We start from the raw sequence: 23,020 nt of genomic DNA, 5'->3' as shown, positions 1-23,020 counted from the left end.
CCCATGAAGCAGCAGCCTTGGCTCGTGTGCCTTCCGTCAATTACGGAATTGCTGATTGAACTCATAAACACCTTCGTTATCATCCGCTTGACGATAAGGCCGGACATCTTCTAATTTCACAAGAACGACATCGGCACCAATTTTCACAATATGCTTCCAAGGTATAATGACATCTGTCCCTGTACCGAACAACCCGAAAAATCGGCTTTGATTAGGTACAACAATCGATTCGATACGGCCCTGACGCAGATCAAGCTCCAAATCACTGATTTGCCCGAGCTTTTTACCATCGACAATATTGATTACATCTTTCGTCTGGAAATCAGATATTTTCATGAGGCTATTCACCACGAATCTCATTAGGATTTTTAACTGATTTTGTACTAGTATATGTGCGGTGTGGGCAAAATGTCCTGAAAACCAAAAAAAGACCTTCACGGCTTGTCTCAGCCGATCCAGTCTTTATGTTAATTACGATTTCACATGTTTCTGCATCTGACAGATGGCCGATTTCTCAAGCCTAGAAACCTGCGCTTGGGAAATGCCAATCTCATCGGCAACCTCCATCTGCGTTTTCCCTTCAAAAAAGCGCATGGAGAGAATCATCTTCTCCCTAGCATTTAGTTTACGCATAGCTTCGCGAAGAGCAATTCCTTCAATCCAAGACATGTCCTTATTGCGCTCATCACTGATCTGGTCCATGACATAGATGGGATCTCCGCCATCATGATAAATCGGTTCGAATAACGATACCGGGTCTTGAATGGCATCAAGCGCGAATACGACATCCTCCTTAGGCACATTAAGGGCCTCGGAGATTTCGTAGATCGTAGGCTCGCGTGAATTCTGATTCGTCAAGCTGTCTCTGACTTGCAAAGCTTTGTAAGCAATATCTCTTAAGGAACGAGAAACGCGAATCGGGTTATTATCTCGTAAGTAGCGGCGAATCTCACCTATAATCATCGGTACAGCATAGGTTGAGAACTTGACGTTTTGACTTAAATCAAAGTTATCAATGGCTTTCATCAAACCAATACAGCCAACTTGGAAGAGATCGTCCACATACTCTCCGCGATTGTTGAACCGCTGGATCACACTTAGAACCAACCTTAGGTTCCCATTGACCAATTTCTCTCTTGCAGATCGTTCTTGTTTCGTCTGCAAATCAGAGAACAGTTCACGCATTTCAGCATTGGTTAGAACAGGCAGTTTGGCGGTATCAACACCACATATCTCAACTTTATTTCGGGTCACCGTGATTACCTCCCAAGGAGAAACATTACTGTTAATTATCCCCGTGAGCGGTTGATTTATTCCTGTCCTATCCCCTATGGAGCTACTTGACAAAAGGGTTTCGACTCGCTCCCTCCCGTGACTGCTGAACAATTTCGACATGACCTGTCAAAAAATATTTTTCAGACCATCTTATTAAATTCCTTACGAAGCCTTTTAATAATGCGCTTTTCTAATCTGGAGATATACGATTGTGAAATGCCCAGTAAATCAGCGACGTCCTTTTGCGTTTTTTCCTCCCCGTCTTGTAGGCCAAAACGAAGCTCCATGATGATGCGTTCCCGTTCTGTTAACTTATCAAGTGCTTTATGCAGCAGCTTTCGATCTACCTGTTCTTCAATATTTCTGTAAATGGTATCATTTTCGGTCCCTAAAACATCAGATAGCAGAAGTTCATTTCCGTCCCAATCAATGTTAAGCGGTTCATCAAATGAAACTTCCGTACGTATTTTACTGTTTCGTCTTAAGTACATGAGAATTTCATTTTCAATACAGCGTGAAGCATAAGTAGCTAGCTTGATCTTTTTCTCCGGGTCAAATGTGTTCACCGCTTTAATTAGGCCGATGGCACCGATAGAAACCAAATCCTCGATATTGATGCCAGTATTTTCGAACTTTCTAGCTATATAAACAACCAATCTCAGGTTGCGCTCAATCAGCATAGCTCGCACTGCGGCATCCCCGGACGGTAACTTTTCCAATAAGTACTCTTCTTCTTCTCTCGTCAGTGGAGGCGGCAACGCTTCACTGCCACCAATGTAATAGATTTCTTCGCCTTTGAGACCTAATAGCATTAAAATACGAAAATACGCTAGTTGAAAAAGCATTTTCCACTTCAAGAACATGTTAGTTTCCTCCTAAGAGTTTTGCGTATGCAAAACTGACTTCGTAAGCAATCGCTGAGTTTTGCGTTAGCAAAACTTTCATCGTAAGCATATGTAGAGTTTTGCTGCTAGCAAAACAAATTTCCTAAACCGAAGAAGTGGTTTACGTTATTTATTACTCACCCTCCATTTTGAAAGCGCTATCCTGCTGAAATTAAAGCTGGATGGATAATCGCTTGATAAGTGCCGTCACTGCAAAGCTTTCCTCCGTCGAGTCCGATAAGCACCTTAGACGCTTCAATATGCAAATGATTATGGGTGATCACCACCTTATCCGGTTTAATGGCCAGCATGAATTGGGTATTCCGATTAACGCCACGGTATGGCACGAGACGTAAGCGGTCCTGCCAAACAAATTCCTCCACACCCAAACCACTTATGATCTGATCAACATCTGCCGATCGAATCCTTTGGAGCCATTCTACAGGTAATACATCCCCCCACTCAGACACTTCCATGACCATTACAGGGGTTCGTGTTAACGGGTCATACAATTGATTTCCCGTATCAATTAAACCTTTGCAAGAGGCTGTATAATCACCCACGTGAATCGTTACTTCCGCCAAATAAGATGTCAACACCTCACGCTGTTTCGAGCTCTGAAATACGGTTCTGAACCACCACAATAAAGGTAGCAGCAACACAAGCACAAACAGAATACCTCCAACCTGCAGCTGAAACATGGCCACACCGGTTTGCGTAAACACAATCCCCTTCATCACATCGGATGAGGATGCCAGTACATAATGAATGCCGAACATACCACCGGCTACAGCAAAATTCACTAAAAGGAACGTTCCGATGTTTCTTAATAAATTTTGTAAGGAGCCAAACCCAAAAGCAGTCATAATCATACCGATACAGAACATACATTTCACAGAAAATGTAAAAAGAAACAACGGCACTGGCAAGAACATAATGACCACATAGGAAGCTCCCAAAACCGACGAACCTACGATTCTCCACCACTTGAACGATATTTTCCGCGTTTTAGCCGTTACGAGAAGCATGGCCGCATCTATCAGAAAGTTCAGCAGGAAAATGAGATCCGCATAGACGACCACAATTTCCTCACCTCCAAGACGGATGCTATTATAGTAATTTTTCTGACGAAACTTTAAGGTTCTAAATCAGTATATGGGAATCTAAATTCAAAGTCTGTCTAAACTTGCTAGTAGGATGATACTTTTTTTGTCAGTTGGCGCGGCCTATCCTGAGCTAGAAAAGCCCTAGGAACAAGAAAAAACCGAAGCCTCTACATCATGTAGGGCTTCGGTCTCTTTACAATTATTGTGTAATTATTTGTCGGTATTCCGTCCGCGATTACGCAGAAACGTCGGAATATCTAATTGATCGTTTGAAGGTTGTGAACCAAAGGGTTTCAAATTGTTCAACCGATTGTCTGGAGCAGGAGTTTCTGGTTGACCTGTGCCAGGACGTTTGATGGGTTGATGAACAGGTGCTGCCTTATGCTCGAAACCAGTTGCAATAACAGTAACGAGAATTTCATCCTTGAGTTTATCATCAATAACAGCTCCGAAAATCATGTTCACTTCGATATCAGATGCAGATGCAACGATATCAGCTGCTTCATTGACTTCGTACAAGCTAAGATTCACGCCACCCGTAATGTTCATCAGAACCCCGCGAGCTCCTTCAATGGAAGTTTCCAACAAAGGGCTGGAGATCGCTTTTTTAGCTGCTTCAGCTGCACGATTCTCACCCGTTGCCACACCGATACCCATGAGGGCCGAGCCGCGTTCTGTCATAATCGTTTTGACATCCGCAAAATCTAGATTGATTAGTCCAGGTACTGCGATTAAGTCTGAAATCCCTTGTACACCTTGACGAAGTACGTTATCTGCTTCGCGGAAGGCTTCAAGCATAGGAGTCTTCTTATCTACAATCTCTAAAAGACGATCATTCGGGATAATAATAAGCGTATCTACCTTCTCTTTCAATGCTGCAATACCTTGCTCAGCTTGCAAAGAGCGTTTGCGTCCTTCGAACGTGAACGGACGAGTAACTACACCTACCGTTAAAGCGCCTACTTCTTTGGCGATCTCAGCAATAACCGGTGCAGCACCAGTACCCGTACCGCCACCCATGCCTGCTGTAACGAATACCATGTCTGCGCCGCGAAGCGTATTCAGAATTGTCTCCCTTGACTCTTCTGCCGCTTTCTTACCTACTTCAGGGTTTGCACCTGCACCAAGACCGCGTGTCAGTTTATCCCCGATTTGCAACTTATGTACAGACTTAGCTAAGTGTAAAGCTTGAGCATCTGTATTAACGGTGATAAACTCAACGCCTTTAACACCATTCTCGATCATTCGGTTTACTGCATTACTTCCGCCGCCACCAACACCGATGACTTTTATTTGAGCCAATTGGTCTAAATCCATATCAAATTCAAACATGTGAGTCATATCCCCCTAACTTTGCGTTCACTATATAAATTCACTGAAAAAATTTTTTACCCGTTCAAGAAAACCTGGTTTATTACTATCGGAGGATTTTTTTGCTGTTGACTTCGTTACTACTTTCTTCGAGAGCCCCGAATTCCGATTTTTCATGTACTTGGATACGAATTGAATGATACCAACGCCACTAGTGTAGGAAGGATCACGCACTCCAATGAAATCCGGAACAGCGATGCGTACAGATGTTGCAAGTTCATCTTGTGCGACCGCAAGTATGCCTGGCATACAAACGGTTCCGCCTGTAAGCACATAACCACCAGCTAAATCACCATATCCCAAACGATGAACTTCCGCACGAATCATTTGGAAAATTTCTTCAACGCGGGGTTCAATGATATTCGCGAGGTCTACTTGCGAAAACTCTTTTTCCACATTGCTTCCCATTCTCGTTACCTTAAATACTTGATCGGGCGCTGAATCATCTACAGAAGCACAACCGTATTTCAGCTTTATTTTCTCTGCGATTTCGAGCTGAGTCCGGAGTCCAATTGCGATATCATTACTGATGTACTCGCCACCGATTTGAATCGTCGACGTAGCCACAAGATTACCTTGTTCAAATACTGCAATCGTTGCTGCCCCTGCTCCTACATCAACCAGAACCGTTCCAACAGCTTTCTCATCCTTAGATAAGGCTAATTGTCCAGATGCTAGCGACATCAAGATGAGGCCTGCAACCTTCAGTTCGGATTTTTCCACAACACGGATTAAATTATGTATCCCTGTCTTCGCTCCAGTGATAATTGTCGCTTCCACTTCTAAGCGAACACCAATCATGCCACGAGGATCATTAATGCCTTCTTGTCCATCTACTAAATATTGCTTAGGTACAACTCCAATAATTTCACGTTCGGGAGGTAATGCGATGACTCTGGCCGCCTGAATAACACGATCGATATCCTCTTCTCCGATTTCTCGGTCTTCATTAGAAACAGCGACAACACCATGACTAGATTGAAGAGCAATATGATTACCTGAAATTCCTACGTAAACCTCGGAAATTTGTACGCCGACCATTCGTTCAGCATGATCAACGGCGCTGCGAATTGAATTCACAGTTTGATCAATATCAACGATTGCGCCTTTACGAATACCCTCTGACTCGGCAGATCCCACTCCTATTATATTAATGGTTCCGTTTACGACTTCCCCAATAATAGCTCGAACCTTGGATGTACCGATGTCTAAACTAACAATGATGTCATTGTTGCTCAAGCCCCTGGCACCTCCTGTAACTTGGGTAATAAAGTGAATTCCTCACAAATACTTCTATACGTATTCCACACAACCGCCATATTCCCTCTTTTTTCTACATTTTTTTTGCTAGTAAAAAAAGTCATTTGCATATCTAATCTTATTGAAGAAAAAATGATATAGATCCTGTCTAGTAACTACTTAAAACAATCTAAGGAACTGATAGAAACCTATTTAACCATAAATCTAATTTTAACATTATTTTAAGTGATTGAGTAGCCCATTAAACGTTTTTTTGTCAGGAAGGACGCACTGTTTCCTTTGGTGGCGATTTGGGCGTTGCTTTTGGAGTCGCCTTTGGGCTTGTCTTACCCCCATCTTTGTTCAAATCAGGTGTAGGACTTGGGGAATTACTCCCAGCCTTCTGACCGGTTTCATTGTTCGATTCATTCTGGGACTCTTCATTCGGTTCGAATGGAGCGTGATACTCTACTTCTAGCATTTTGATAACACCACTCGTAATATGATCTTCTTGTAAGCTTGCTATATAGGCAGGCAAATTGTCAATTTTCTCGGGTAAATAGGCAATGGTTGTATACACTTCGAATTGGGATCTTGTATACAGTTTGATCTTGTCAGGGTATGGTTCCGACGGGTCCGGTTTAATTTCGGAAATGTCAGAAAGCGCGCTCTCCGGGATTTCACCAAGCACTTTGCAAAGTGCAGCCTTATTCGGATCGCCGTCTGTCCACCCTGTTAAAATAGGCATGTCCAAAGGAATGCTTCCTGAAGAAAGCTCTACGACAGCGCCATCAGCGAGCACAGCCTGCTTCTTACCATCTGCTCCAATTTGAAACGCCACTTTAGGAAATTCTTCTACAGTAATACGGATAATGCCTGGAAATTGCTTCTTCACGAGTGCCGTTTTTATCATGGGCATCTTGGCAATGCGCTGCTGGATAGCCTGTGAGCTAACGGCAAAGAAACGATCACCTACGGCAATTTGACTAGCTTGTCCGATTGCTTCTGATGCCATAAGCTCATTCCCTTGAACTTCAATGGCACTAATTCGGCTCAGGGAGGATTGAAAAAATAAAATGATAAGAACTGTGATGAAAAAAACGAACAAGAAAATGAGCAGCTTCCGATTCGTACGCGCACGCGGCTTAGGGACAGGCAGAGTGGGTACTTTGCGGTCTTCAGACAAGATGGGCACCACCTATTATTTTCGTATGACAAACAAATGAAAACCGTGTATCCCCACCTGCAAGCAGGAAGGGATCCGCGGAAGTCATTCAAACATTCTACTCGCTTGGGACGGGTGATTGGCGATGCACGGAGGCTCCCAGCATGGAAAGCATATGTTCAATTCTATCATAGCCTCTATCAATATGATGAATTTGCTCAACGATCGTTGTGCCATGCGCAGCCAGACCGGCAATGACAAGTGCTGCACCGGCTCGCAAATCAGTCGCTTCAACTGTAGCTCCATATAACCTCGGAACCCCACGTATAAAGGCTGAGCTCATATCGACACGGATGTCCGCTCCCATACGGGAAAGTTCATCAACGTGTTTAAATCTACCTTCAAATATCGTTTCTTTCATTACGCTTAGTCCATCTGCTAGAGATAACAGCACCATGACTTGCGATTGAAGATCCGTAGGAAAGGACGGATGCGGTGAAGTAACAATTCGCTCGACCGCCTTCGGTCTTGTCGGACAGCTTACATGTATTATATCACCGTCCGTGATGATTTGAACACCTGCGCGCTTGAGGACATGAATAACCGAAGTTAAATGAGCAGGGTTCACCCTTTCGAGTGTAATGTTTCCTTTGGTCGCAGCTGCCGCAACAAGGAATGTTCCTGCTACAATGCGGTCGGGTATGATGCGATATGAACAAGGAGACAATGACTCCACTCCGCGAATCGTTATGGTGTCCGTTCCTGCGCCAATGATATCGGCGCCCATTGTGTTCAGGAAGTTTTGCAAATCCTGAATCTCTGGTTCACGGGCAGCATTGTAAATCGTTGTGATGCCCTCTGCCTTAACAGCAGCCATCATAATATTTTCTGTAGCACCAACGCTTGGGAAGTCTAGAACAATCTCGCTGCCTTGCAATGAATCTGCGGTGCAAACAATTTTGTTGGCAAATTCTTCAATGTTGGCTCCGAGAGCCTGCAAACCTTTAAGGTGCAAATCGATTTTACGTTCACCGATCGCGCAGCCACCTGGTTGATATACCGTAACACTGCCGAATCTAGCGAGTAGCGGACCCATTAGAAAGATGGAGGAACGCATCTGCCCCATCAATTCTTCTGGGATATGAGAGGAATTAGCTGTGGATGTTGTGATAGATACCATATCCCCTTGCTGCTCAGCACGACAGCCTAGCGCGCGAAGAATGCGCAGCATGGTGTCGATATCGAGCAAATTAGGAACATTATGCAGAGTATGAGTGCCGCTAGCCAGGATGCAGGCTGCTAAAATTGGTAATGCGGCGTTTTTCGCGCCGTGTATCTGGATGGCTCCCGTAAGAGGTCTTCCACCTTCGATAACGAGCTTCTCCAAAGTTCCACCTCCGATTTACCTCTCACCCATCACCAGAACTTCCGGTACTAGCGATATGCCGTACTGATTCTGTACGATTAGCTGTACCTCGCCTATGAGAGTGAGAACGTCCTCGGCTGTAGCATCTCCGGTATTAACAATGAAATTGGCGTGAAGCTTAGAAATTTCAGCTCCACCGACACGTTTGCCTTTCAGGCCAGCTTCTTCGATGAGCTTGGCTGCGAATCCCCCTTCGGGGTTGCGAAATACACTCCCAGCGCAAGCTAATTGAAGCGGTTGCGTGCGGAGGCGTCGATCCCGGTAAGCCGCCATGGCTCCCGCAATTTCTTTGCGCTCTCCAACCTGTAATTCAAAGACAGCTTCCGTTACAATGCCGGGCATTGTTTGTAGAATGGAATGTCGATAGGCATACTGCAAATCCTCCGCCTTCAATGTGACCAATTCCCCTGTGTCCAGGATGACTTCAGCCTGCTTGAGTATGCGTGACACATCGGACCCATGAGCCCCTGCATTCATGTAGACGGCGCCTCCCACAGAACCGGGAATGCCAGAAGCAAACTCCAGTCCGGTTAAACCTTCTTTGGCCGCTAGTACGGACAATTTAATGAACGAATAGGAACCACCTGCGTAGACCATCGCATCATCAAAGCGAAGCGTTTCTAACGCATTGCCAAGTTTAATAACGACCCCTCTAATGCCTTTATCACTTACAAGCAGGTTAGATCCTCTACCAATGACCGTCCATGGAACACCGCGTTCATATAGAAATCGGATGACAGCAGCTACCTGCTCTTTCGTTTGGGGGATAACGAGGCAATCAGCCGGACCGCCGATTTTCCATGTCGTATAAGGGGCTAGTCGTTCATTCGTTCGAATCTCGCCAATATTTGCTGCCTGTAAGTCGGATATTAACTGTTGCATGGGAAAACCTCCTTCACAGAACGTAGGGCGAAATTATCTTGAAAAGCAGCTTCAAGCTTCATAATTTCATAATACGGACCGAGTCGAAGATGGCCGGTCTTCGTTGTTTGGCGCCATATTAAGCCTTAGGTGTCTGTCACGGTTATAGTGTAGTTTATGTAAAATCGGATAGAGTGTGACAATCGCCTATTCGGTTTAGCAAAATCAAGTTGATAAGCTATAGGTTTCAATCAGTTTTACGATCGATGCAACCGCATCGCTTTCTTTGCGCGATTGCATGGCTGCCTTGTGGGTCTCTCGATTCGCATGGAGAGCTTCCACACGCTCAGCAAGCGTATCGGCTGTTAAAGCCTCTTCTTGTAGAACGTCGGCGTAGCCAGCTTTCTGAAATGATTCTGCATTTAGAATCTGGTCTCCTCGACTTGCCTGCAGCGATAAAGGAATAAGCAGCATCGGCTTTTCCATGACTAAAAATTCATAAATAGATGTGGCACCAGCCCGGGAAATAACAAGCTCTGTCATTGCTAAAATATCTGGGAGCTCCTCATTCAAATACTCAAATTGTTTATACCCCCGAGTATTGGCGAGCTCTGACGCAATATTGCCTTTCCCGCATAGATGTACAATCTGAAACTGAGGTAGTAATCGCTCTAGGCTGCCTCTGACAGCTTGGTTAATCACTTGCGAGCCTAGGCTGCCACCCATCACCAAAATAACCGGTTTCTGTGTATGAAAATCACAAAGTTGGTAAGCGCGAGACGCTTTACCACTTAGAATGTGTTCACGAATGGGTAAACCTGTTAGCTCCGCCTTGTCTCTTTGAACATGCTGTAAAGACTCCGGAAAGGTAACGCAAACCTTGGTTGCAAAAGGAATTGAAATTTTGTTCGCAAGCCCTGGCGTTATATCGGACTCATGAATAATCACCGGAATCTTGTTCATCCGACTGCCAAGAACAACCGGGACGGAAACGAACCCGCCTTTCGAAAAGACAATGGCGGGCTTCAAACGACGGAGCAATCTATAAGACTCATAGACGCCTTTCATCACTCTGAAAGGGTCTTTGAAATTTTTCAGATCAAAATATCGACGTAATTTCCCAGACGAAATCGAGTAAAAAGGTACCCCTTCGCGTTCAATGATGTCTTTCTCGATGCCCGTAGCTGAACCTATGTATTTAATTTCCCAACCTAACTGAGCAAGCTTATGCATCAGCGCTATGTTAGGTGTAACATGCCCTGCGGAGCCTCCTCCGGTAAAGACAATCGTTTTCATTCCCCTGTCACCTCGAATAGCGGGATATATTGAGCAGGATGCCGACCGATGTCAGCATAAGCGTCAATGAAGACCCTCCTGCACTTATGAATGGTAAAGTAATGCCGGTTACCGGGAACATCCCAATAACAACACCAATATTAATAATGACTTGAACGGCAATCATACCGATAATGCCTACAGCGATCAAACTGGCAAACGTATCCGGAGCAGTAATAGCTGCCCGCATTCCGCGCCATACAAGAATCGTAAAGAGCAGCAGCACAAGCGTACCGCCGATAAATCCAAGTTCCTCAGCAATAATGGAGAAAATGAAATCAGTTTGCGGCTCTGGCAAATAGCTGTACTTCTGACGGCTCATACCTAGACCAAGCCCTACAAGACCTCCCGGTCCAATAGCATAGAGCGATTGAATCGACTGATAACCTGCACCTAAGGGATCCTGCCACGGATCCAAGAATGCTGTAATTCGCTTCAAACGGTATGGGGCAGCAATGACGAGCCCGATAAAACCCGCAACCCCTATCATACCTAGATACGAGAGATGAAGCAATCTCGCCCCCGAAGTGTAAATGATGAGCAGCGATGCTCCGACGAGAACGGCACCTGTTCCAAGGTCTGGCTGAAGCATAATGAGACCGAACGCTAAGCCCATGATGCCAAGCGGTGGCAATAAGCCTTTTTTGAATAATGTTATTTTCGCTTGATGCTCAGATAACATGTTGGATAGATAGAGTATCATCCCAATTTTCATAAATTCGGACGGCTGAATGCCGAAGGCACCAATACCTAACCAGCTTCTAGCTCCACCTCGAACAACCCCGATGCCGGGAATTAGAACGATAATCAGCATGGCAAAGCAAATAAAAAGCGCTAATCTGGCAAACCTTTTCCAAACTAAATAATCAACATTCATCGTAAAAAACATGGCGATAACACCTAAAACAGCAAAGATAAATTGACGTTTCAAGTAATACAGGGAGTCGCCAAATTCGCGAAACGCAAGAACACTGCTAGCGCTGTAAACCATAATAACGCCAATTGTCAAAAGCAACAAGGTTGGAATAATAATCCAAATGTCAGGAGCGGACCGTGCTTTACCCATAACAGACACCTCTTCGTGTGTTGTGGGCGTCATCCATGATACCTATCAGCAAGCAGCGATAGTATCGCCAGCCAGACAGCATATGTGGATAAGCCCTATTTAAAGGTTATGCACGGACTCCTTAAACATGCGTCCCCTGTCCTCATAGGAGGGGAACATATCCCAGCTTGCACAAGCAGGTGAAAGTAGAACAATATCTCCGGGTTCACTCATTTGCCAGGCTAGCTGAACGGCTTGCGACACCGCGTCCGCTGCATCCTTAGCAGTATCGACGGTTTGAATGCGGCTAATCCCTGCCAGCTTGGCAATATGCGTAATTTTCTCTTTCGTTTGACCTAAAGTAACGATACCTTTAATTCGCTCACGGAAAGTAGGCAGAAGTTCCATATAATCCGACCCACGATCCAATCCTCCTGCTATTAAGACAACACGCTGGTTAAACGCCTCGATTGACTTTATCGAAGCCGCTGCATTCGTGGCTTTGGAATTGTTATAGAAGGTCACATCATTCAGCTCTCTAACGAGCTCCAGACGGTGTTCTACGCCTTGGAAGCTTCTAAGCACATCTGCTATGGCATCCAGCTGAACACCCGCCGTAATGGCTGCTGCCGCCGCTGCTAACGCGTTCTCGACGTTAAAGCTGCCTGGGATCCCCATTTCACTTGCCGGCATAATCGGCTGCACTTGGCCTAGTCCATTTGCGTAAACAATGACCTCTGTCTCTACATCGAAGTAGACACCAAAAGAGAGCTTCTCTTTCATAGAAAAAGGGAATAGCTTAGCCTTCAGATTAGGAATTAAAGACTGACACACCTCATCATCCCAATTCAGAATCGCCGTATCTTCTTCGGTTTGATTTGCAAATAATCTAGCTTTCGAAGCGATATAGTCATCCATCGAACCATGATAATCCAAATGAGTTTCGTACACATTTAACAAAAGTGCAATCGTAGGACGGAAAGAAGTCGTTCCTTTCAGTTGAAAGCTGCTGAGCTCAACAACCATCCAGTTATCAGCTGTAACTTCAGGCGCAGCCTCTGTTAATGCACGCCCAATATTACCCGCTACAACGGGAGATAAACCAGCTGCGTCCAGCATTAAACCAATCAATGTTGTCGTTGTGGTCTTACCATTCGAACCCGTAATACCAATAATTGGAGCTTCACAGAATTGATAAGCAACCTCAACCTCAGTCACGACTTCGATTCCTAGCTCTTCTGCCTTGCGAATCGGCTCAACCGTATATGGAATTCCTGGGTTCTTCACAACGAGAGAAATACCCGCATGCACCAAGGACTCCGGATGAAAGCCGCATACAACAGAAATACCCAGAGCCTCTAATTCGTCGGCTTCAGGGCATGCGCTTCGCTCTTTTTTATCGTTGACCGTGACCAAGGCTCCTTTTTGATGAAAAAGCTTAGCTGCAGCGACACCGCTGCGAGCCAAGCCCAAAATAATGACTTCAAGTCCACGATAATCCCGCGGATGTTTCATGCTCTACAACACCTCATTCATATATAATCCGAGTACAGCAAGCACGAGACCTACGACCCAGAATGTGATAACAACACGCCATTCCGACCAACCCACCAATTCGAAGTGGTGATGGATCGGACTCATTTTGAAAACACGCTTGCCTCTCGTCTTGAAAGAAACAACTTGGATCACAACAGAAAGGATTTCAACCAAGAACACACCGCCAACAATAGCAAGCAACAGCTCAGCTTTGGTCAAAATGGCAACAGCCACAAGGCCGCCACCAATCCCGAGCGAGCCTGTGTCACCCATAAATACTTTGGCTGGATGGGCATTAAAAACAAGAAAACCCAGTACGGCCCCTACCATGGCTGCCGAAAATATAGCCGCTTCTGGCTGCGTATTATTCATAGCAATAACCGTATAAGCACCAAAAGCAATGGCACTTGTCCCTGCAAGCAGTCCATCAAGACCATCTGTAAAATTCACCGCATTCGATGCACCCAACATAAGAATAGCCATTAACGGAAAGTACAACCAGCCCGGGTTGAAGTGGAACGCCACAAATGGAATATATAAGTCCGTGCTTTGTCCTTGCATGACAAGCAGGTAACAGACGATAGCGGAGATCAAGAGCTGACCGAACAGCTTTTGTTTCGCTGTAAGACCAAGTGAGCGCTTGAAAATAATTTTGATATAATCGTCGAGAAAGCCTACTAATCCATAGCCTAATGAGGCTATTAACAGGATTAGAAGATCCGTATTTTTATCAGCAAAACGAAGCGTAGCAAGCGCCAGCGCGAGTAAAATAATGACCCCGCCCATCGTCGGTGTCCCTTGTTTCTTTAGATGTCCTTGCGGGCCATCCTCACGAATTTGTTGTCCGAATTTCATACGCCGCAAAATGGGTATAAAAAGCGGTCCCATAATAAGCGCAAGCACAAAAGCTACGCCCATCGTTAATAAAATTGCGTTTTCCACGTTGGTTCCCCCTGCTCGTTTTCGTCTTTCGAAAACGATCTACTGTTTCATCCTATAATTAATTACAAGCACCATCTAGGCGAGTAAGGCATTAACCACTTGCTCGAGACGCATGCCTCGCGAGCCTTTTACGAGCACAAGATCCTCAGCTTGTGCGATTGCGGCGAGCTCTGCCGCGAGCTGCTCTTTATCATCGAAGGCACGCACGCAAGCCTTCGGGAATTGCTGAGCCGCTTCATCCGCGATGAAGCGGCCAAGACGGCCGAACGTGAAGACGTAGTCTACACGTTCCGGAGACAACACCCGGCCAATGCCGCGATGAAACTGCTCTTCGTGCTCGCCAAGCTCCAGCATGTCGCCGAGCACGAGGAACTTGCGACCGAAGCCGCGCAGCTGCTCGGTCAAGTCAATCGCAGCCCGCATGGATGCCGGGCTGGCGTTATACGCATCGTTAAGCACAGTCAGCCCCGAGGCTGCTGTCAGCTTCTCGATGCGCATGCTTGTCATCTGCAGCGAGCGAAGCCCCGCTGTAATTCCCTCAGGCGAGACGCCGAAGGCTTCGCCGATGGCAATGGCTGCTAACGCATTAATTACATTATGCGTACCAAGCAAGGGAATGAACAATTCTGGGTAACCCGTTGAATTGATCTGGAAGTACGCCCCGTCCGCATCCATCCGGATGTCGGTCGGGAACAGATCATTGTCCGCGCCGCTGCCAAAGCGGATACGGCGCAGCCCCTCTGGCAGGCTAGTTGGTGACTCCGCTGCCTGCCCGTCGAGGCTTCGCTCCGCGAGGGCCTGTTCAATAAGTGGTTCGTCGCCGTTGTAGACGAACAGCCCACCGCTGGGCATTCCACTAACGATTTCGGCCTTAGCCCGAGCGATTTCTTCCCGCGAGCCAAGCTGAAGCATGTGCGATTCGCCGATCATCGTAATGATCGACGCTTCCGGCTCGGCCAGATGGGATAGCAGATCGATCTCGCCACGTCCACTCATCCCCATCTCGACCACAGCAAATTGCGTAGTTTCCTCAAGCTCGAGCAGCGTGAGGGGTAAACCAATATGATTATTCAGGTTTCCCTTCGTCTTATGCACTTGAAACGTACTACCCAAAACGGCCGCAACTAAGTCTTTGGTTGTCGTTTTGCCGTTACTCCCCGTAATGCCAATAATGCGAACCGGCAGCTGCTTGCGATAAGACTTAGCCAACTGCTGCAGGGCTGTTAGCGTATCCTTGACGCGAATGATGGGCATGCCTTCTGGGGGGTGAGGATGGTCATCTTGCCATAAGGCAGCCGCAGCGCCCTTGCTGTAAGCCTCTGCGGCATAAGCGTGACCATCATAATGATCACCGATCAGCGGTACAAACAGACTTCCTGGTCGTATTGTTCGTGTGTCGGTAGATATGCCTATTATTGGAATGTCCCTTGGTGTTGACGCCCAGGACACCTGCACTCTCTCATCGCCTAGCATGTCTGTCATTTGTTCCAGCGTGCGCTCTATCATCGTTCTCTCCCCCTTATCGCAGCCTTAGCCACCAATCGATCATCGAAATCATGCTTGACCCCCATGACATCCTGATACGTTTCGTGGCCTTTTCCCGCTATCAATATTACATCCTTAGGGCCTGCCCCTTCAATAGCCTTTTGTATCGCTTTTTTGCGATCCGCGATTAATTCGTACTGTTCCTTTGGGTAATTTACCTCTTTTAAACCAGGAACGATATCAGCTAGAATGGCATCTGGATTTTCCGTTCGCGGATTATCTGAAGTCACATATAAATAATCACTATACTTAGCGGTAACCTTACCCATTAGTGGACGTTTCGTGCGGTCGCGGTTACCACCGCAGCCAAACACCGTGATTACTTTACCTTCAGCAAAGTCACGTACAGTAGACAGGGCATTCTCTAGTCCATCTGGGGTATGCGCATAATCAACCAAGACTAAGTAATCCTGTCCCTCATTCACAACCTCCATGCGTCCATCTACTACCGTAATATCTTCTAAACTATTCCGGATCGCTTCAAGGGGAATCCCTTCAGCAAGTGTCGCAGCAATGGACCCGAGCGCATTGTAAACGTTGAATTTACCAACCAACTTCATTCTGAAAAAAGCCTCTCCCGCGAAGGAAATAAGCTTAAACTCCGTGCCTTGGGCTGTAATTCGAATATTTGCCGCCTTTACATCACACTCGCTCTCTATCCCATATGTAATAATTTGCGCGGCTGTCAGCTTACTGAACGTATGGGAAGCAGCGTCATCCGCATTTAGAATAGCATACTGACGCTCCTTGAGATCGGCAGAAAAACCATTCCCCAATCTAGAGAAGAGCAGGCCTTTTGCCGCTGCGTAAGCATCCATTGTTTTGTGATAATCTAAATGATCTTGCGTTAAATTCGTAAAAATACCTGAACGGAAATGAATGCCCTTTACTCGACCTAATTCCAAGGCATGGCTGGACACTTCCATAATGCAGTAATCCGTCTTCTGTTCACGCATCTGCCGAAAGCTGCGCTGTAGATCGACGGCTTCTAGCGTTGTGCGCTCCATTTCCGTATACGTATCTCCAATTTTCATTTGAATCGTTCCCATAAGTCCCGTCGTAAAGCCTTGATCCCGCAATATTTTCTCAATTAAATAAGTCGATGTCGTTTTGCCATTCGTACCTGTAATACCAATTAACTTCAGTTCTTTGCTGGGATAGCCATAGAAATGGGCTGATAAAGCCGCCATTGCATATCTCGCATCTTTCACAACAAGCTGAGGAATTGGCAAGTCAAGCACTCTTTCCGTTACAAGCGCAGAAGCCCCAAGTGCAATCGCTTTTGGGGCATAATCGTGACCATCTGCTGTCAGTCCAGGGATACATAAAAACAAATCCCCTGTTTTAATTTTACGAGAGTCTGCTTCAATCCCAGTAATCTCTGTTTCAGCATCTCCATGTATGTGGGTAATGAGCAGTGCGGAAGCAAGCTCCTGAAGTTTCATGAGCAACCCTCTCCTTAACGTTATTGCTACCTATTATTGACAATTTTATGCCTATGGAAAAGCTAAACATGTCTTACTCGCAAATCTTTTTTCCAGCCAACTAAACCACATTACTGCGGCGGTGCATTATTCGAGAGAAAAATGCGTATTGTAGAGCCTTGATCTACTCGGGAGCCCGGCTTCGGCGCTTGACTAATCACATATTTGCCACTGCCAGACTTAGCCAGCCTAAAATTCATGTTCAGATCTTCTAATATATCATCAACTGAGGCTCCAACCAAGTCCGGCACCTCAACAACCGGAATTTCACCATAGCGATACTCTTTATCAAGCTGGTTTTTATCCGGTTCGACTTTCATATATCGCAAAGCATCAGCCATCATATTCTTCACAAGCGGAGCTGCAATCAGACCTCCAAATTGAATCCCTTTAGGATCATCCACAGCAGCATAAATGACAATTTTCGGATTATCGGCCGGCGCGAAGCCAATAAAGGAGACAATATGCTCATCCGGCGAATAACGTCCGTTAATGACCTTCTGCGCTGTTCCCGTCTTCCCGCCTACGCGATAGCCGTCGATAAACGCATTGCGTCCTGTGCCTTTAGCAACAACGCTTTCAAGCGCCTCGCGTACTTGTTTCGATGTTTCCTCCGAGATGACATTGCGTACAAGCTCAGGCTCTACAACATCAACGATCTCACCCGTATCCGGATTCGTAAATGACTTTGCTACATAAGGTTTAAAAAGTTTTCCTCCGTTAATAGCCGCAGAAACAGCCGTAATTTGCTGAATCGGAGTGACCGATACCCCTTGACCAAATGCCGTCGTCGCAAGTTCGACTGGACCCACCTGAGACGGCTTGAACATAATGCCGTTTTCTTCGCCGCCGAGGTCAATCCCCGTCTTCTTCCCAAAGCCAAACTTTGAAATGTAATCAAACAGCTTTTCCTTGCCTAGACGCTGTCCCATAACGACGAATCCGGGGTTACAGGAATTTTGTACGACTTGCAGCATCGTTTCACTACCATGACCGCCGCGTTTCCAACAGCGGAGTCTAGCCCCTCCGACCTCAATAAATCCGGGATCGAAAAATTGTTCATTTTTTAAATCAACCTTTTTTTCCTCTAGCGCTGCAGCTAGCGTAATAATTTTGAAGGTTGAACCCGGCTCATATGTTTTCCAAATCGGTAAGTTTCGGTTATAGGTTTCCGTCGGATAATCCTTATAATTGCCTGGCTCATACGTAGGCCTGCTGCCCATGGCAAGGATTTCTCCATTATTGGGATCCATCATGATGGCAATGACATTTTGCGCCTGATACTGTACCATAGCCTGATCTAATTCTCGCTCCATCACAGACTGCAAATGACTGTCAATCGTCAACTTCATATTGAGGCCGTCTTTTGGTTTCTCATAGGTGTCTGTCGTGCCCTTAAGCTGCCTACCAGCCGCATCAGCCATATAGGAAATACTTCCCGGAATCCCGGTTAGCTGACTGTCATACTTCGCTTCAATTCCTGTCAACCCTTTATCAATCCCAGCAAAACCGAGAATATGAGCAGCTAATGTTCCAAAAGGATAATACCTTTTGTTGTCTTCTGCTACAACGATACCTGGTAGATGAAGATTACGAACTTCTTGTGCTTTCTCAACTGTTATTTTGCGGCCGGATGGTTTTATATAATTTTTCGAGGCTTTCTTCGTAATTTGTTGATAAATTTCCTCTTCGTTGCCCTGCAGCACCTCGGCAAGCTTGGCTGCTACGCTGCGGGCATCTTGAAGCTGTATGGGTATGGCTAAAATAGTAGGTGTACTCATGCTGTAAGTTAAAGAAATCCCATTGCGATCCTGAATCTCGCCTCTCTTGGGTGCAAACGGAACTTCCCTCCGCCAACTCTCCTCTGCTTTATTCGCCAAGTCTTGTCCAATCCATAGCTGGACATAAGCTAGACGGAGAATAAGTGCTGTAAAGATGACAGTGCCAATAATGAGCGCAGTAAACAATCTGCGACGAACGGTAACGTTAGAAACACGCATGAACGTTCAGTCTCCCTTCCCAATAAGTCAAGATCATTCCTAACATGACTATTCGGGACAAACAGGGGTTAGAACAAGCTCTCCGTTAAGGTGTCTTTTTAGCCGTAGATCGCTGCGCTTCTGTTTTCGTATTCGACACCGGAGTTGTCGATGGTGTAGGTGTTGATGAATTTGCAGTTGATGATTTATCGCTTAATGGTTTGAGCTGCAACGTCACACTTCTCCCCTCGCCTTCTCCCGTTGTGGCCTGATCCGAGACATAACCTTCACCGGAGGTTTGACAGTCTACTTTAAAGAAGGAACAGGTTTCAACAGCATCTCGAAGTGATCTACCGACCAAGTTAGGCAGCGGCATTTCGTCAACAGTTTGCATCGCAACATATATTCGTTGTGTAGATAAGATTTCTGTACCTGCTTTCGGAAATTGATCCACAACCTTGGCTCCCTTACCGAAAACCTCAAGTGACAAACCGATTTCCTTTGCCGTAGCCTTGGCGCTTTCTGCTGTCACATCTGCAAAATTAGGCACCTTTAGCTTATTCGCTTCCTTCGCTACCATTTTCGTTTGTTTATTTGATGCAACACCCATATACTGCAAGGATTCACCAACAATTTCTTTAAAAGCAGGAGCTAATACCTGCCCTCCTAAGTGATAATTGCCGCCTAGATCAGGTTGATCGGCGATCAATGTTACTAAGATACGAGGATTTTCAGCAGGAGCGTATCCAATAAAGGAAATAACCCACGAATCCGTGGAGTAAGTCTTTTCACCCGGAAGGACTAAGTTAGCTGTTCCTGTCTTTCCTGCGATACGGTAGTCCTCCATAAATGCAAGCTTACCTGTACCAATATCTTGGTCAGATACAACTTGTTCTAAATATCCGCTCACCATACTAGCTGTCTTTTCACTCACGACTTGCCTAACGACTTGTGGCGCAAAAGACTGAATGCTTTTCCCAGTTTTCGGATCGACAATATCCTTAACAATGTGTGGCCACATCAATTTACCACCGTTGGCCATCGCAGCATAAGCGGCTGTTTGTTGAATGGCTGTAACAACGACCTTGCCTTGCCCATAAGTAGCTGTTGCAAACTCAGATGGATATTTCATATCAATTAAACCGGAAACTTCATTCGGCATATCAATATTCGTTTTTTGATCAAACCCAAATTTCGAAATGTAATCCTTCAGCTTAGGGGGAGTTAATTTTTCCACACCCAATTTGACGAAAGCAACGTTACTAGAACGCTTTAGGCCATCCAAAAAAGAGATTTTTCCCCAACCAACCCGATTATGGTCATGGAGTTCTCTATCCTGTACCCGAATCATACCTGATTGGAACATTTCATTGGGATTGAATAGACCCTCTTCTACTGTAGCAGCTAACGTCACTAACTTAAACGTAGAGCCAGGCTCGTAGCGAGAGGCTAACGCATTATTTTTGAAATCACTTTGATCTTTAATCGTCCAATAGACATTGGGGTTAAAGGTAGGCGTATTGGCCATTCCCAGAATTTCCATCGTCTGTGGATCAACAGCAATCGCCGTCAGGCTCTTCGGGTGCCACTTGTCATTTACTTTAGCCAGCGCGCTCTCCAAATAAAACTGTATATTTTTATCAATTGTGAGTCGCACATTGTTCCCGTCTTGCGCTGGCTTGAAATTGATTTTGGAATCAGGAAGTTCAACACCCTTCCCGTCCTTCTCATAGCTTAACATCCCAGGAACACCCTTCAGGGTTTGATCTAGTTTAAGTTCTAATCCTAGGGCAGCTTCGCCTTCTTTATTCGTATACCCTAGAATGTGGGCGGCTAGCGTTTCACCTGGGTAATAGCGTTTCTTGTCTTCTAAAATATTAATTCCTACGTTAGCTTTTGCGCTTAACTTGAGTTTTGTTTGAAGCTCTGAAATTAACGTACGAACTTGATCAGCTTTCTCTTTCTCAATCTTCCAACCTTCATTTCTAATCTCCGTATAGACTGCAAAATCCGTACCATCCGGCTTCATTTTCGTTGCGCGCTCACGGATTTTATTGACAAGTGTAGGCTTCGTTTCATCCGATTCTTTCAAAATTTCCGCTAATCCTTGCGTAACATCCTCAGCGATATGATAGCCATCAATCATTTTAGGATTAAGAGCAATGGTATACGACGTTGCTTCCACGGCAAGCACTTTATTGTTTCGATCCAGGATCGAACCCCTTACCGGATTTATCACCCTATCTGTCTCCCATTTCTTCTCGGCTTTCTCTAGTAACCATGAAGCTTCTACCACTTGAATCCAATAGACTTTAGAAATAAGGACAACAAAAAGAAGGGTAAAGAACCCTCCAATTAGCAACGATCGCAACTTAATTTTTTTTGTCATATCGAATACCTGCCCATTACGGTTTAGAAGCTACTTTATTATTTTTGCTACTGCCTGTATTTGATTTTGATTTCTCTGAAGTGACTAAACTTACTTTCTTTTCATCTCCTATGTTAAACCCAAGCCGTACCGCCTCACCCTTCATACGTTCAGGACTTTGCAGTTTCTCTACTTCTTGCTTCAAAGCACTGTTCTGAGCTTGCATCTCACGAATTTCACTTTGCATTTTCAAAATATTGGCATTCATCTGATAAATAGCTGCGTAACGCCAGATAATAACTCCTGCCACAATGACACAAAGGATGACAGTGAATAAATAAAGCATTTTCTCTTGTGTCGGTAACGTTTTATTACGATAAACAACCTTTGTTGTTTCTTTTATCTTCACTTTTGGTGCTGGGGCCGAACGTTTTGGATCGAGAGCCAAATTGCCTTGGATGTATGATGGCATATTTTATTTCCTCCCTTGTGTCAAAGTTTTTCAGCGATTCGCAGCTTCGCGGATCTTGCCCTTTGATTGACTTCAAGCTCATGTTCGCTTGGTGAAATTGGTTTTCGTGTGATTAATTTTACAACTCCGGTCTTCTTGCAAACGCAATATGGAAGATCCGAAGGACAGGTACATTTTTCAACGTTTTTCACAAAAAATTGTTTACATATGCGATCTTCCAGTGAATGGAAGGTAATGACAGCAACTCTGCCTTGTGGGGCCAGGCAACGGAGTGATTGCTCCAGTGCTTCTTCAAAAGCTCCTAACTCATCGTTCACCGCGATACGCAGCGCTTGGAAACTTCGCTTCGCTGGGTGACCGCCGGTCCTTCTCGCTGCAGCGGGAATCCCTTCCTTGATTAATTCCACCAGCTCACCTGTGGTTTCAATGGGTTGTTTGGTCCGAGCTTCCACAATGACGCCTGCGATCCGCCTGGAAAACTTTTCTTCTCCGTACTCAAACAATATTCGCGCAATTTGGTCTGCAGGCCACTCATTTACGATCGTTTTGGCAGTTAATTCCGTCGAACGATCCATCCTCATGTCAAGCTCTGCATCATGGTTGTAGCTGAAACCACGATCCGCATCATCAAGTTGTGGAGATGATACGCCAAGATCGAAAAGAATCCCATCCACCTGCGGCTTGCCATCACGAAGTGCTCTAGGCTCATTTTGGAGCACCTGCTCCAGCTCTCTGAAATTGCTTTTTACGATTTTCACGCGATCCAGGTAGGGCGCTAGCACGGTTTGAGCATTAGCTAAAGCGACATCATCCTGGTCTAGTGCAATCAGTAAGCCATTTGGACCTAATTTAGAGGCAATCAGGGAACTATGCCCTGCTCCTCCCATCGTACAATCCACGTAAACGCCATCCGGCTTTATATGTAAACCTTCAACAGATTCTTCCTTAAGTACCGTCACATGATGAAACACTTGGTGTCCTCCTAAG

The 23,020-nt window shown here is 45.5% G+C and carries 19 protein-coding genes; all 19 read right to left on the bottom strand.

Annotated features, from left to right (window positions below):
- Positions 1 to 36 precede the first annotated feature (36 nt).
- The gene (locus QFZ78_RS37625) at positions 37 to 336 is read right to left on the bottom strand and encodes a YlmC/YmxH family sporulation protein (RefSeq protein WP_307555174.1); all 300 of its coding nucleotides are present in this window, start codon (positions 334 to 336) and stop codon (positions 37 to 39) included.
- Positions 337 to 471: 135 nt separating this feature from the next.
- Complete coding sequence (gene sigG / locus QFZ78_RS37620) at positions 472 to 1,254, bottom strand: RNA polymerase sporulation sigma factor SigG (protein WP_029196509.1); 783 nt, start codon at positions 1,252 to 1,254, stop codon at positions 472 to 474.
- Positions 1,255 to 1,415: 161 nt separating this feature from the next.
- Entirely contained in the window at positions 1,416 to 2,138 is a 723-nt protein-coding gene (gene sigE / locus QFZ78_RS37615; protein WP_307555171.1) for an RNA polymerase sporulation sigma factor SigE, read from the bottom strand.
- A 179-nt stretch (positions 2,139 to 2,317) separates the two neighbouring features.
- Positions 2,318 to 3,241, bottom strand: a complete 924-nt coding sequence (gene spoIIGA / locus QFZ78_RS37610) for a sigma-E processing peptidase SpoIIGA (protein ID WP_307555169.1) — start codon at positions 3,239 to 3,241, stop codon at positions 2,318 to 2,320.
- Between the two features lie 234 nt (positions 3,242 to 3,475).
- Positions 3,476 to 4,597: a cell division protein FtsZ gene (gene ftsZ, locus QFZ78_RS37605; protein ID WP_029196512.1), complete on the bottom strand. Its 1,122-nt coding sequence runs from the start codon at positions 4,595 to 4,597 to the stop codon at positions 3,476 to 3,478.
- Positions 4,598 to 4,627: 30 nt separating this feature from the next.
- The gene (gene ftsA, locus QFZ78_RS37600; protein WP_307555167.1) at positions 4,628 to 5,875 is read right to left on the bottom strand and encodes a cell division protein FtsA; all 1,248 of its coding nucleotides are present in this window, start codon (positions 5,873 to 5,875) and stop codon (positions 4,628 to 4,630) included.
- 277 nt (positions 5,876 to 6,152) lie between these two features.
- Positions 6,153 to 7,061 (bottom strand): cell division protein FtsQ/DivIB, encoded by a 909-nt coding sequence (locus tag QFZ78_RS37595; protein ID WP_307555165.1) that lies wholly within the window; start codon positions 7,059 to 7,061, stop codon positions 6,153 to 6,155.
- Between the two features lie 97 nt (positions 7,062 to 7,158).
- Positions 7,159 to 8,427, bottom strand: a complete 1,269-nt coding sequence (gene murA / locus QFZ78_RS37590) for a UDP-N-acetylglucosamine 1-carboxyvinyltransferase (protein WP_307555163.1) — start codon at positions 8,425 to 8,427, stop codon at positions 7,159 to 7,161.
- Between the two features lie 15 nt (positions 8,428 to 8,442).
- Positions 8,443 to 9,348, bottom strand: a complete 906-nt coding sequence (gene murB, locus QFZ78_RS37585) for a UDP-N-acetylmuramate dehydrogenase (RefSeq protein WP_307555162.1) — start codon at positions 9,346 to 9,348, stop codon at positions 8,443 to 8,445.
- A gap of 204 nt (positions 9,349 to 9,552) precedes the next feature.
- On the bottom strand, positions 9,553 to 10,623 hold the full coding sequence (locus QFZ78_RS37580) for an undecaprenyldiphospho-muramoylpentapeptide beta-N-acetylglucosaminyltransferase (protein ID WP_307555159.1): 1,071 nt from the start codon (positions 10,621 to 10,623) through the stop codon (positions 9,553 to 9,555).
- 7 nt (positions 10,624 to 10,630) lie between these two features.
- Entirely contained in the window at positions 10,631 to 11,728 is a 1,098-nt protein-coding gene (spoVE, locus tag QFZ78_RS37575; RefSeq protein WP_307555157.1) for a stage V sporulation protein E, read from the bottom strand.
- Between the two features lie 99 nt (positions 11,729 to 11,827).
- Positions 11,828 to 13,222, bottom strand: a complete 1,395-nt coding sequence (gene murD / locus QFZ78_RS37570) for a UDP-N-acetylmuramoyl-L-alanine--D-glutamate ligase (protein ID WP_307555155.1) — start codon at positions 13,220 to 13,222, stop codon at positions 11,828 to 11,830.
- A 3-nt stretch (positions 13,223 to 13,225) separates the two neighbouring features.
- Positions 13,226 to 14,161, bottom strand: coding sequence for a phospho-N-acetylmuramoyl-pentapeptide-transferase (gene mraY / locus QFZ78_RS37565; protein WP_307556106.1), 936 nt, complete (start codon positions 14,159 to 14,161; stop codon positions 13,226 to 13,228).
- A gap of 99 nt (positions 14,162 to 14,260) precedes the next feature.
- The gene (locus QFZ78_RS37560) at positions 14,261 to 15,691 is read right to left on the bottom strand and encodes a UDP-N-acetylmuramoyl-tripeptide--D-alanyl-D-alanine ligase (protein WP_307555153.1); all 1,431 of its coding nucleotides are present in this window, start codon (positions 15,689 to 15,691) and stop codon (positions 14,261 to 14,263) included.
- Positions 15,688 to 17,175, bottom strand: a complete 1,488-nt coding sequence (locus QFZ78_RS37555; protein WP_307555151.1) for a UDP-N-acetylmuramoyl-L-alanyl-D-glutamate--2,6-diaminopimelate ligase — start codon at positions 17,173 to 17,175, stop codon at positions 15,688 to 15,690. The genes QFZ78_RS37560 and QFZ78_RS37555 overlap by 4 nt, the downstream gene beginning before the upstream one ends.
- Before the next feature lie 110 nt (positions 17,176 to 17,285).
- A complete protein-coding gene (locus tag QFZ78_RS37550) occupies positions 17,286 to 19,214 on the bottom strand; it encodes a stage V sporulation protein D (protein ID WP_307555149.1) in 1,929 nt (642 codons plus the stop codon).
- Between the two features lie 85 nt (positions 19,215 to 19,299).
- Positions 19,300 to 21,582 (bottom strand): penicillin-binding transpeptidase domain-containing protein, encoded by a 2,283-nt coding sequence (locus QFZ78_RS37545; protein WP_307555147.1) that lies wholly within the window; start codon positions 21,580 to 21,582, stop codon positions 19,300 to 19,302.
- A gap of 16 nt (positions 21,583 to 21,598) precedes the next feature.
- Positions 21,599 to 22,033 (bottom strand): septum formation initiator family protein, encoded by a 435-nt coding sequence (locus tag QFZ78_RS37540; RefSeq protein WP_307555144.1) that lies wholly within the window; start codon positions 22,031 to 22,033, stop codon positions 21,599 to 21,601.
- Between the two features lie 20 nt (positions 22,034 to 22,053).
- On the bottom strand, positions 22,054 to 23,004 hold the full coding sequence (gene rsmH, locus QFZ78_RS37535; RefSeq protein ID WP_307555142.1) for a 16S rRNA (cytosine(1402)-N(4))-methyltransferase RsmH: 951 nt from the start codon (positions 23,002 to 23,004) through the stop codon (positions 22,054 to 22,056).
- Positions 23,005 to 23,020: the final 16 nt, after the last annotated feature.

The sequence above is a fragment of the Paenibacillus sp. V4I5 genome, assembly GCF_030817255.1.
GTDB lineage: Bacteria > Bacillota > Bacilli > Paenibacillales > NBRC-103111 > Paenibacillus_E.
Note: the sequence above shows the minus strand (reverse complement) of the source record. Positions and strands in the feature narration are given on the sequence as shown.

Coding starts and splice junctions, on each gene's coding strand:
- QFZ78_RS37625 (WP_307555174.1), bottom strand. CDS start 336: ATGAAAATATCTGATTTCCAGACGAAAGATGTAATCAATATTGTCGAT.
- sigE (WP_307555171.1), bottom strand. CDS start 2,138: ATGTTCTTGAAGTGGAAAATGCTTTTTCAACTAGCGTATTTTCGTATT.
- ftsZ (WP_029196512.1), bottom strand. CDS start 4,597: ATGTTTGAATTTGATATGGATTTAGACCAATTGGCTCAAATAAAAGTC.
- murB (WP_307555162.1), bottom strand. CDS start 9,348: ATGCAACAGTTAATATCCGACTTACAGGCAGCAAATATTGGCGAGATT.
- QFZ78_RS37580 (WP_307555159.1), bottom strand. CDS start 10,623: ATGAAAACGATTGTCTTTACCGGAGGAGGCTCCGCAGGGCATGTTACA.
- spoVE (WP_307555157.1), bottom strand. CDS start 11,728: ATGGGTAAAGCACGGTCCGCTCCTGACATTTGGATTATTATTCCAACC.
- murD (WP_307555155.1), bottom strand. CDS start 13,222: ATGAAACATCCGCGGGATTATCGTGGACTTGAAGTCATTATTTTGGGC.
- mraY (WP_307556106.1), bottom strand. CDS start 14,161: ATGGGCGTAGCTTTTGTGCTTGCGCTTATTATGGGACCGCTTTTTATA.
- QFZ78_RS37560 (WP_307555153.1), bottom strand. CDS start 15,691: ATGATAGAGCGCACGCTGGAACAAATGACAGACATGCTAGGCGATGAG.
- QFZ78_RS37555 (WP_307555151.1), bottom strand. CDS start 17,175: ATGAAACTTCAGGAGCTTGCTTCCGCACTGCTCATTACCCACATACAT.
- QFZ78_RS37550 (WP_307555149.1), bottom strand. CDS start 19,214: ATGCGTGTTTCTAACGTTACCGTTCGTCGCAGATTGTTTACTGCGCTC.
- QFZ78_RS37545 (WP_307555147.1), bottom strand. CDS start 21,582: ATGACAAAAAAAATTAAGTTGCGATCGTTGCTAATTGGAGGGTTCTTT.
- QFZ78_RS37540 (WP_307555144.1), bottom strand. CDS start 22,033: ATGCCATCATACATCCAAGGCAATTTGGCTCTCGATCCAAAACGTTCG.